The organism is Rhizobium herbae (genome assembly GCF_017873135.1).
In the GTDB taxonomy this organism is placed as follows: Bacteria; Pseudomonadota; Alphaproteobacteria; order Rhizobiales; family Rhizobiaceae; genus Pararhizobium; species Pararhizobium herbae.
This window is the reverse complement of record NZ_JAGGJV010000002.1, coordinates 630,482-642,398: the sequence shown is the minus strand read 5'-3', so window position 1 is coordinate 642,398 and position 11,917 is coordinate 630,482. Positions and strand designations below refer to the sequence as shown.

The following is an 11,917-nucleotide window of genomic DNA, read 5'->3' as shown; positions in this document are numbered from 1 at the left end:
GGCAGCTTAGCCGTTTCGTTTCAGGAGTTCCTTGACCAGCGCGTCGGTGATCTGACCCGTCGGCTCCTGGCCGATCGATTTCTGGAAGGCCTTGATTGCCGAAAGGGTCTTCTGACCCATCTCGCCATCCGCCTTGCCGGCATCGAAGCCGTTGTTGTTGAGGATCGCCTGGATGTTGCGCAGCGCCTTCTTCATATCGATCGAGGCAGTCTTTGTACCCTTGCCAACCCAGGTATCCGGCACGTCGACCGTGTTGGCCTTGGCGTCGAGCGGGATCAGCTTCCAGGCGTCGAATTTCGCCTTGGCGCTCTTCAGCTGGTCGGGCTTCAACGCCTTGCCCACTTCGTCGCGCTTCTGGCCGGCATCGGCATCGCCGTCGCGGGCAGCAATCGCAAACCACTTGTAGGATTCTTCCAGATCCTGCTTCACGCCGTTGCCACGGGCATAGAGGATGGCCAGGTTGAACTGGCTGTCGCGAATGCCGCGATCGGCCGCCATGGCGAACCATTTGCCGGCACCGGCAAAATCCGGAGCCGCATCGCCACCGCTTGCCAGCATGACGGCGAGATTGTGCATGGCGCTGGCATTGCCCTTGTCGGCGGCATGCTCATAGAGCATGCGTGCCTTCTTCAGGTCGCGACCGACGCCGGTGCCCTTTTCGTAGAGGCTCGCCAGCCGGTATTCTGCCGGGATAACGCCCGCATCGGCGGCGCGCTGGTACCATTTCGCAGCCTCAGCCAGATCGGCCTTGATGCCGCGGCCTTCGGTATAGACGGCACCGATTTCGAACAGTGCCAGGGGATCGCCCTTCTTGGCAGCCTCGGCAAGTGCTTCCGGCTTGATCTCGGCGGGAACGACGATCGCGACGGCTGCGTCTGCCGGCGGCGTTACGCTCTCAGCCTTGGCGGTTCCATCCTTCGTGCCTTCGAAGCCTGTTGCCGTATCCGGTGCGGCGCCTTCGGTGACCGGCGAAAGCAGCTTTGTGCTTGCCTCTCCAGTCTCTGGCGTTGCCTCCGCGGTATCCGGCAGCGTCGTTTCAGGTTGCGCCGTCTGCGGCTCGGTGGCGGGCAGCTGTTCCGCCGCATTCTCGTCAGCCTGCGGCTGCAGCGTGTTCAGCGGCTCGATGTCATTGTCGCCGGCCTCGATTGCCGGTGCGACATTGGCCGTTGCCGGCGTTTCGCCCGCAACCGGCATTTCATTGGTCACCGGCTGTTCGATAGCAGCGACCGGCACCTGGATAGGCGCCTGGTCGCCACGGATCAGCGTGTTGACCAGCGGATAGGACATGATCGCCAGAAGCACGGCGCCGACCGCCATCAGGATCGGGCGGCGATGACGGGCAAAGGCGCCGCCGATGGGCGACGGAGCAGCGCCGCTCTTGCCCTTGTTCAGCGTATCGACTTCTTCGGCGGCAAGCTGCGCGGCGCGACGGGCAGCGGCAATGAAATCCGCCTTGTCGGATTCGCTCGGCGGCGCATTACGGCCCGTCTGGCCGGCGCGGACCCGCTCGAGGATCTTCTTGACGTCCGGAACGCCGGAGCCGGGTTCCAGCAACTGATTGGCCACATCCGGCTCGATTGCATCCGACGCGTCGATCGACGGCGTGGGATCGACGACCTGGCGTTCGACGGCCCGTGCGGGCTCGGCGCGCTTGCCGGTAAACCGCTTGGTAAGCCCGGCAAGGAGGCTGGGCTTGGCGGCAGGCATTGCCGTCGATTTGACGTCACCCCGATGCACGGTGGCCTGTTCGGTGGCGACGGCAACAGCTTCCGCAACCTCTTCACGCGAGGGGCCCAAAGGGTCGGCCTCGGACGCAAGCCCGTGCATGTCGCGTTTCAGGTCGTCGTAGCGGCGACCGAAATCAGCCTCGGCGAAGGGATCGTCCTCCATCTCGAAAACCGGTTGCGCCGCTCTCGGCATCTGCGGCTGGCTGTCAAGACCGCGCGAACCGAAGGCGCGGGGCGCATCATGCTCCGGACCGCGTTCCTCCAGCCGCTCCAGCTTCTCGGCGATATGAACGAGCGTTTCGTGCAAGGCTTCGAAGGTCCGCGCCGTGCGTTCCTCGCTCGAGCGGCTCATATTTTCCAGAACCTTGAGATCGTCGGCCAGCGCCGAGATCGCCGCCATGTCCGTGCCGCCGGACGCGGTTTGGGCCATGCCGTTTTTCGAATAGGCCTCCATCACGGCTTCGGCCGCCTGGCGGGCTGCTTCGATGATATATTCGTCGCTGGTCGCCAGGTAATCCTCGAGCGCGCTCATCCGGCCTTCGAATTCGGCGGGAACGGCGCTTTGGCTCACCTCGCGCGGCTGGCTGACGAGGCTCGAGAGGTTGGCGATCTGGTCCTGCAGGCTGCGCAGGATCTCGCTGTCATCATAGGGCGCCGCATGGGTTTCTTCGAGGCGGATGGCAATATCGGAAAGCTGGCCCTCAAGCCGATCGAAACGGGCATCGCCGACATAGCTGGTGGCGGGCATGTCCAGCTGGTCGATCCGCCGGGCAAGGTCGTCGAGACGCTCGGCGAGCGCATCGTTGACGGAGCCCTGGTCCAGCGCATCGATCTTGCGGGAAATATCGGAAAGATATCCCGTCAGGTCAGGCTGGGCGGAAATTTTCTGTGAGCGCTCGAGCATCAGCGACAGCTGTTCGAGGCGCTCTTCGAGGCGCACGGCGGCTTCCTCGTTGGCCAGTTCCTCGACGCGGGCAGCCAGTGCCTCGATGCGTGAGCCCACACCGTTGTCGGTCGGGCGTTGAAGACTGTCGATCTGGCGGGAAAGATCGGCAAGGCGACCTTCGACGCGGGTTACCCCGGCGCTGTCGGGCGTAGCAGTGCGGCCGCTGGCGACGATGGCGCGGCTGATTTCGTCAAGACGCGCGTCCAGATCGGCAAATTGCGAAACCAGGCGGCGATCGTCCGGCTGCATGTGGCGGCCGATCAGTTCGATCGCCTGGGCAACCGAAACCAGCTTGTCCTCCAAGGCGTGGATGGCCGGCCCGCTGTTCATCGTGCCGATCTGCGACTTGATCTCGTCGAGCCGGTAGGCGAGCGCCACCAGTTCGTCGTCGCGGTTCGCATCGAAAGCGTTCATCCGCTCTTCGACGCCGGTCCAGCGCGTTTCCATGCGATGTACGGTGTCTTCGCGGGCAAGGCCGTCGATCATGGCGCGCAGCTCGTCGAACTCGACCTTGAGCGCATCGGCCTGCGACGGCGATGCCTGCCGGCCGAGCTGGTTGATGCTGTCGGACAGGCGCTGCAGATCGCCGCGGATGTCTTCCGCCATCGACTGGTCCTGGGCCGCATCGACCGTGATGCCGCGAATTTCGGCACGCAGCGTCGTCATCTCGCGCGACAGGCCGTCGGCAATGTCCTTCTTCAACTCCTGACGCAGGCCGACCAATGCCTGGGCGATCTCGGCCATGGCCGGATCCGGACGCTGCGGCTCGCTGCGGTATTGTTCCGAGCGCATTGGTTCGCCACGAACCGGCGCCTGACGCAGGCTCTCGGAACGCACGTTTTCGGGGCGGATCGGCTCACGGCGGAACTGCTCGCTGCGATAAGGCTCGCTGCGCAGTTGTTCGCTGAGCGGAGGCGTCACCGGCATCTCGCGCCGGGGCTGGATAGGTGACTGGAAGGGAGCCGCAGCGCGCTCATCAAAGGCGCGGGGATCGGGCCGTGGCTGGACGCGGTCACGGATCGCATCGCGTTCCCGCGTTGCCGTCAGCGTGCGCTGGCGCTGCATGATTTCCGTGATCGGATCGGGAAGGCCCGCGGGAACGTCGCGCTCCGCCGAAACGCGGGCGCGCGAATCACGTCCGCCCGTGCCCATCAATCCTTCGATACGCGCTTCCAGCCCTTCGATCGTGCGATTCAGCGCATCGAGGGACGACCTGTCACCATGGGACGGGACGCCGGGGCGTGGAGTGTTTGATCGCGATCCGTTCATCGTTCTTCGCCTCTTTCATCGGCCTTGATCGGAATCCGGGCTTCAGAAAGGCCTATCCTCGCCTTCCGGTGGCTCCGGTACCGATCCGGACAAAGCTGCAACGACGCGAAGACAAAACTATTGCAACCATGACCATCTCAACACGCACTTTCACGAAACGTGGTAAATAAGCCGTTAACCTGACTGAAAATTTTTTAACGATTTGCGCGCATGCTGGGTGCGGGAGGCTTCCAGGAGATAGTTTCGGCACACCCGGTTCGCCGGTCCGGTGATCGATCAAATTCTGCCAACCGATAAATTTTGACGTTTACGCGCACGTCAAAATTTTGTAGCGTAGTGGAAACGACGCGGAGCGCTCCAGGAGAAGCCGCCCCGTGACACGGTTACAGGTGAGGAACACGAGACATGCCCAGCTATAAGGCCCCGGTCGAAGACACGCTTTTCATTCTCAACGACGTTCTCGGCATCGAGCGCTACAACAACCTGCCCGGCTTTGCCGATGCGACGCCCGACATGATCGAGGCGATCGTCGGCGAAGCGGCCAAGCTTGCCGAGGAAGTGCTGTTCCCGGTCAACCTTTCGGGCGACCAGGAAGGCTGCAAGCGCAACGACGATGCGACCGTGACGACGCCGAAAGGCTACAAGCAGGCCTTCGACCAGTATCGCGAGGGCGGCTGGCTCGGCCTGTCGGTGCCGGAGGAATTCGGCGGCCAAGGCCTGCCCTATACGCTGCATACCGCCATCGGAGAATATATGTCGTCGGCCAACATGGCGCTGACCATGTATCCTGGTCTCACCCAGGGCGCCATCGCCGCGATCCTCGTGCACGGCACTGACGCGCAGAAGGCCACTTACCTGCCGAGGATGGTGTCCGGCGAATGGACCGGCACGATGAATCTCACCGAGCCGCATTGCGGTACCGACCTCGGCCTGCTGCGGACCAAGGCCGTGCCGCAGGGCGACGGCTCCTACAAGCTGTCCGGCCAGAAGATCTTCATCTCCGCCGGCGAACACGACATGGCCGACAATATCATCCATCTGGTCATCGCCCGGATCGAGGGCGCGCCAGAGGGAACAAAGGGCATCTCGCTGTTCATCGTGCCGAAATTCCATGTCGAGGCTAACGGTTCGGTCGGTGCGCGCAACACGGTCTCCTGCGGTGCGATCGAACACAAGATGGGCATCCACGGCAATTCGACCTGCGTCATGAATTATGACGAGGCTGTCGGCTATCTCATCGGCGCGGAGAACAAGGGTCTCAACGCCATGTTCGTGATGATGAACGAGGCCCGCCTCGGCGTCGGCCTGCAGGGCCTGTCGGTCAGCGAAGTCGCCTATCAGAACGCTGCCAACTACGCCCGCGACCGCATCCAGGGCCGCTCGCTCTCCGGCGCCAAGGCGCCGGACAAGAAAGCCGACCCGATCATCGTGCATCCGGACGTGCGCCGTACGCTGATGACCATCAAGGCCTTCAACGAGGCCGGCCGCGCCTTCACTCTGTGGACCGCGCTCAAATCCGACATCGCGCACCGCGGCGACAATGACGCGGACCGCCAGACCGCCGACGATATCCTTGGCCTGATGACCCCGATCCTCAAGGGTGTCTTGACCGACAAGGGTTTCGACCACGCCGTCATGGCCCAGCAGATCTTCGGCGGCCACGGTTATATCGAAGAACACGGCATGAGCCAGTATGTCCGCGACGCCCGCATCGCCATGATCTACGAAGGTGCCAACGGCATCCAGGCGCTCGACCTCGTTGGCCGCAAGCTGGCGCTGAACGGCGGCCGCGCTATCACCGCCCTGTTCAAGGAAATCGGCGATTTCTGTGAGGAAAACCGCGCTGACGAGAAGCTTGTCGTCTACACCAAGGGCCTGAAGAAGGGCTTGAACGACCTGCAGGCGGCGACCATGTGGTTCATGGGCAATGCCATGGCCAAGCCCGACAATGCCGGTGCCGGCTCGACCGACTATATGCACCTCTTCGGTCTCGTCGTGCTCGGCTATATGTGGGCGAAGATCGCCAAGACCGCGGAGGAAAAACTGGCCGAGGGCGATACCGCGCGTGAAGAGTACCTGAAGAACAAGCTGGTCACGGCGAAATTCTTCATGGAACGCATCATGCCGGAAACGGCACTGCGCAAGGCCCGCATCGAAACCGGCGCCGACACGATGATGGCGCTGGATGCGGCGGCGTTTTAATTGAGCTTGCCTCTTCTCCCCAGCGGGGAGAAGGTGGTCCGAAGGGCCGGATGAGGGGACGCCGAAGGCGCAGCTTTTTCTGGCTCCGGCCTTGCCGGAGCCCCCCTCATCGCCTCGCGTTGCTCGGCACTTCTCCCCGCTGGGGAGAACAGGAAAACAATGAATTCACGGCCGATGGTCGATAGGGAGAAACAATCATGACCGAAGTCTTCGTTTACGACCACGTGCGCACGCCGCGCGGCCGGGGCAAGAAGGATGGGGCCCTGCACGAAGTGCCGACGCCGCGTCTGGCTGCCAAGGTGCTGCAGGCGCTGCGCGACCGCAACGGCCTCGACACGTCCACCGTCGACGACATCATCATGGGCTGCGTCGATCCGGTATTCGAGGCCGGCGCCGTCATCCCGAAAGCCGCCGCCTTCGAGGCCGGCTATTCCAACAAGGCGCCCGGCATGCAGATCTCGCGCTTCTGCGCCTCGGGTCTCGACGCCGTCAACATCGCGGCCGGCAAGATCGCCTATGGCGCCGACGACATCGTCATTGCCGGCGGCGTGGAATCGATGTCGCGCATCGGCATGGGCATGTCCGGCGGCGCCTGGTACATGGATCCGTCGGTCAACTTCCCCGGCTATTTCATGCCGCAGGGCGTTTCCGCCGACCTGATCGCCACCAAATACGGCTTCTCCCGCGACGACGTCGATGCCTATGCCGTCGAGAGCCAGAAGCGTGCCGGCCATTCCTGGGACAACGGCTATTTCGACAAGTCGGTGATCCCGGTCAAGGATCAGAACGGCATCGTCATCTTGGCGAAGGACGAGCATATGCGTCCGACGACGACGATGCAGAACCTTGCCTCGCTCAACCCCTCCTTCCAGATGCCCGGCGAGATGGGCGGCTTCGACGCCGTCGCCATCCAGGCGCATCCGGAAATCGAAAAGATCAACTATGTCCACCACGCCGGCAACTCGTCGGGTATCGTCGATGGCTCGGCAGCGGTCCTGCTCGGCTCGAAGGCCGGCGGTGAATCGATGGGCCTCAAACCGCGTGCCCGTATAAAAGCATTCGCCAATATCGGCTCCGATCCGGCGCTGATGCTGACCGGCCCGGTCGACGTCACCGAAAAGCTTTTGAAGCGCGCTGGCATGACCATTGCCGATATCGACCTGTTCGAGCTCAACGAAGCCTTTGCCGCCGTCGTCCTGCGCTTCATGCAGGCCTTCGACATCAGCCATGACAGGATCAACGTCAACGGTGGCGCCATCGCCATGGGCCATCCGCTCGGGGCCACCGGCGCGATGATCCTCGGCACCGTGCTCGACGAACTTGAACGCCGCGGCAAGCAGACCGCGCTGGTCACCCTTTGCATCGGCGCAGGCATGGGCACGGCGACGATTATCGAACGGGTGTGAGGTCTTCCCCTCCCCCTTGTGGGGAGGGTGGCCCGAAGGGCCGGGAGGGGTTTCCGTCACGAGGCAAGAAGCCCCTCCCCAACCCCTCCCCACAAGGGGGAGGGACTTAACCCGGCCGGATCGCCCCAACGGGAGGCGGCGGCATCGAGCGAAGCCAAGATTTCAAGGGAGAGGAATTCCCATCATGAGCAGCTACACCAATTTCACCATCGAAACCGACGCCGACGGCATTGCGCTCGTCACCTGGAACATGCCCGACAAATCGATGAACGTCTTCACCGTCGAGGTGATGAAGGAACTCGACGCCATCATCGACGAGACCGTTGCCGATGCGGCCGTCAAGGGCGTCGTCTTCACCTCCGGCAAGTCGTCCTTCTCCGGCGGCGCCGACCTGTCGATGATCAAGGGCATGTTCACCTTTCAAGAACAGCAGAAGAAGATCGATCCGGACAACGCGGCGCAAAAACTGTTCGAGCTGACCGGCCAGATGACCGGCCTGTTCCGCAAGCTCGAAACCTGCGGCAAGCCGTGGGTGTCCGCCATCAACGGTACCTGCATGGGCGGCGCCTTCGAACTGTCGCTGGCGTGCCACGGCCGCGTTGCCGCCAATTCCAAGGCGGTGAAGCTCGCCCTTCCCGAGGTCAAGGTCGGCATCTTCCCGGGCGCCGGCGGCACGCAGCGTGTTCCACGTCTCACCAATGCGCAGGACGCCCTGCAGATGATGACCACCGGCTCGTCGCTCACCCCGCAGCGCGCCAAGGCGATGGGCCTGATCCACGAGATCGCCGAGCCCGCCGAGCTGATCAATGCTGCCAAGGCGATGATCAGGAATGGCCTGAAGCCGGTCCAGCCCTGGGACGAGAAGGGCTACAAGGTTCCCGGTGGCGGCATCTGGACGCCGGCTGCGGCCCAGCTCTGGCCGGCCGCTTCCGCCATCCTGCGCCGCGAGACATCCGGCAACTACCCGGGCGGCCTTGCCATCCTCAAATGCGTCTATGAAGGCCTGCAGGTTCCCTTCGATACGGGGCTGAAGATCGAGCAGCGCTATTTCACCGAAATCCTGCAGACCACCGAGGCCTTCTCGATGATCCGCTCGCTGTTCGTCTCGATGCAGGAACTCGGCAAGGGCGCCCGGCGGCCTGCCGGCATCCCGAAGGCGGACCTGAAGCAGATCGGCGTCGTCGGCGCCGGCTTCATGGGCGCCTCGATCGCCTATGTCTCGGCCGCCGCCGGTATCGCCGTCACCCTGATCGACCGCGACATGGAAGCCGCCACCAAGGGCAAGACCCATTCGGAAGGCCTGGTGAAGGATTCGATCGGTAAGGGACGGATGACACAGGAACAGGGCGAAGCCCTGCTGGCGCTGATCACCCCGTCGGCCGACTACAGCGACCTCAAGGACGTCAAGCTCGTCGTCGAGGCCGTGTTCGAGGATCGCCAGGTGAAGAAGGACGTGATCGAGAAGGTCGAAGCCGTGCTGGCGGACGACGCCATCTTTGCCTCCAACACCTCGACGCTGCCGATCACCGGTCTTGCAAAGAATTCCAAGCGCCCGGCCCAGTTCATCGGCATCCACTTCTTCTCGCCGGTCGAAAAGATGATGCTGACGGAAGTCATCCTCGGCAAGGAAACCGGCGACGTGGCGCTGGCCACCGCGCTCGATTTCGTCGCTAGCATCAAGAAGACGCCGATCGTCGTCAACGACACGCGCGGCTTCTACGTCAACCGCTGCGTCTTCCGCTATATCCACGAAGCCTATGACATGCTGATCGAAGGCGTGCCGGCGGCAATGATCGAGAACATTGCCAAGATGGCCGGCATGCCGGTCGGCCCACTGTCGCTCAACGACGAAGTGGCGATCGACCTCTCCCAGAAGATCCTCAAGGCCTCGATCGCCGATCTGGGCGAAGGCGCCGTCGATCCGCGGCACATGGCGCTGATCAACAAACTGGTCGACGACCTCGACCGCCGCGGCCGCAAGAACGGCAAGGGCTTTTACGACTACCCCGCCAAGCCCGCCAAGAAGTCGCTCTGGCCGGGCCTCAAGGACCTCTACCCGCAAAAGCCGGCCGACAGCTTTGACGTCGAGACGATCAAGCAGCGCTTCCTCGTCACCATCGCGCTCGAAGCCGCCCGCACCATCGAAGAAGGCATCGTCACCGACCCCCGCGAAGCCGACGTCGGCTCCATCCTCGGCTTCGGCTTCGCGCCTTATACCGGCGGCACGCTGAGCTATATCGACGGCATGGGCGTGAAGACGTTCGTGGAATTGTGCGAAAAGTTGGCCAAGACTTACGGAGCGCATTTCCAGCCGACGCCGTTGCTGAAGGACATGGCGGCGAAGGGCGAGACGTTTTATGGGCGGTTTGATCCGTATGGGAAGAGGGAGGCGGCTTAGGCCGCCTCTCTTCTGTTCCGACATGGAGGAGCAGGACGCAGTATTTCGGCACCTTACAAACGCTTGGAACACAGCGCCAGCGAAAAGGTCGATCGGATGACTTCTGCGGTTAGTGGCCAGGGGAACTCACGTAATTACGACAGGAATCGGCTAAACGATTCGCGAAAGTTACTCACTGGAACGCCTACAGAACTCCTCAAGATTCTGGATTAGCTGGACCATTTCAGCAGGAACCTCATGAACTTGCATAGCGTCTATAATCCCGGTTTCAGTAATGCTGATCCCGAGAGAACTGCCAATGTATTTGTTGATAACGCTCAACGCGTCTTTGCCGGGTACAACGCGCAAGCGGCTCTCGGTTGATTTCCAATCGGCCTCAAATTTGGTCAATGCGATCTCAGCGAGTTTTGCTTCGTTGCTACCCGATCTGTGTTCCTTATCAAACCGGGTCCTGCTTGTTATATATTGAGCGGAAATATAACTTTTACTTTCTTCACAAAACGAAATAAGTTCACTTGTTATATCTATGGAGTCTTTTGGTAGTTTTCTTCCAGAACGCTTTGCCTGCTCTTTTAGTCTGATCTCAATCGCTCGGTTAATCGCACTAATCACAAGCAAAAAATTCTCAATTTCTTTGCATTTATGAATAACGACTATATCGCAGAATTCTTCGCACTTACCAATAATGAACTGTCGCTCCTCGTCGCTCCTATAGTCCCTGTCCAATATAGCAGCAGCAGAAATTTTTCCACCCAAAGTAGTTTCCATGCCGGCCTTGAGGTTGCGAATGCGCTCCGGGTTAAAGCCCTCCACAGGAACGACGGCAAAATCACGCCTGTTTCCAATGCCTTGCTGTCCTAGCTTTCGCGCAAATTTTCCAATAATTTGAAAATCTTTACCCTCGACAAAGACTACGCGCCGCGTCTTAGCAAGCTGAGTGAGTATTGGATTCAAATTTGAACCCAGGACATTGAAGACCCTCGACAGCTGCGATGGATCCTTAATGCGGCTGCCAGAAGTCTTCCCTTTGTTGATTAGAATGATGTCATTTGTTTCCGCTTCCGAAATCATCTCGGTAGAATGAGTTGCCAAGAGAATATCTGGGCCAAGATTTCGAAGTATCCCAAGGAGTTGTCTCTGCAACTCGGAATGAAGATAAATATCGGGCTCATCTATCAAGAATAGAGAGACTCCACTGGACTGGATCACATGCGTAAGCATTTGGCACCAGACCTGAAAGCCAAAACCAGCCCAGAAAAGCTCCCGAGGCAACCGATTTTCTGGGCAGTACATATGTAGCCTGGGTTTATCGTGTGATCTATCAATCTCAGGCCGCTGTATGTCCATACCTGGCCAGGTTTCTTGTAGCAGTGATCGAAATTCATCAAATTTTTCAGGGAAATGATGCCAGATATTTCGAAAATTTCGGGCAGCAATGTAACTAAACAAGGCTAAGCGTGCAGCTTCTTTTGCATAAAGTTGCTCGTGATGGTCCACAGGACCAAGTATAGGGACAAATCCTATCGGTGCATTGAAATGCTTGCCAAAATCGGAAGGATTCGCAAAATGTTTACCCTGGGCATCGGGAAGCAAATGGCATATTCCTTGCTCCGGAAAATACAGAGTGAGAGAATTTTGATTGGATAAGGTAAATTTAACTGACGCCGCTTCATCATCATCATAATTATAGAATATATTCTCTTCAGCCACCGATATTGTGGATAGGTCAATTTCATAACCAGTGACCATACCGCCTGGCCCACGAACCAGTGTAGCCTTTCGGGCTGACGCTTTTCTCATTGCAGCAGCAAGAATACGAAATGCCGCGAGGATAGTGGATTTCCCGGCATTATTAGGCCCAACCAAAATATTGAAGTGCTTCAATTTTAAATTGAACTGTCGAAAAGCCTTAAATCTACTGAACTCTACATTCGTGAATTGATGGAGCATCAAATACCCTAGATAATAA

The 11,917-nt window shown here is 60.2% G+C and carries 5 protein-coding genes; 3 read left to right on the top strand and 2 right to left on the bottom strand.

Translation table 11 applies throughout. The features are described from left to right. Nucleotides 1-6: 6 nt before the first annotated feature. Nucleotides 7-3,942 (bottom strand): peptidoglycan-binding protein, encoded by a 3,936-nt coding sequence (locus J2Z75_RS08390; RefSeq protein ID WP_209850365.1) that lies wholly within the window; start codon nucleotides 3,940-3,942, stop codon nucleotides 7-9. A gap of 405 nt (nucleotides 3,943-4,347) precedes the next feature. On the opposite strand from J2Z75_RS08390, the gene J2Z75_RS08385 reads away from it, so the two are divergent. From J2Z75_RS08385 to J2Z75_RS08375, 3 genes are all read left to right on the top strand, one after another. Beyond that, a complete protein-coding gene (locus J2Z75_RS08385) occupies nucleotides 4,348-6,144 on the top strand; it encodes an acyl-CoA dehydrogenase C-terminal domain-containing protein (RefSeq protein WP_209850363.1) in 1,797 nt (598 codons plus the stop codon). 197 nt (nucleotides 6,145-6,341) lie between these two features. Further along, nucleotides 6,342-7,550, top strand: coding sequence for an acetyl-CoA C-acetyltransferase (locus tag J2Z75_RS08380; protein ID WP_209850361.1), 1,209 nt, complete (start codon nucleotides 6,342-6,344; stop codon nucleotides 7,548-7,550). Between the two features lie 184 nt (nucleotides 7,551-7,734). Continuing rightward, nucleotides 7,735-9,948 (top strand): 3-hydroxyacyl-CoA dehydrogenase NAD-binding domain-containing protein, encoded by a 2,214-nt coding sequence (locus J2Z75_RS08375; protein ID WP_209850359.1) that lies wholly within the window; start codon nucleotides 7,735-7,737, stop codon nucleotides 9,946-9,948. 168 nt (nucleotides 9,949-10,116) lie between these two features. Here the strand turns inward: J2Z75_RS08375 and J2Z75_RS08370 are convergent, their stop codons facing one another. Continuing rightward, a complete protein-coding gene (locus tag J2Z75_RS08370) occupies nucleotides 10,117-11,898 on the bottom strand; it encodes an ATP-dependent nuclease (RefSeq protein WP_209850356.1) in 1,782 nt (593 codons plus the stop codon). Nucleotides 11,899-11,917 lie beyond the last annotated feature (19 nt).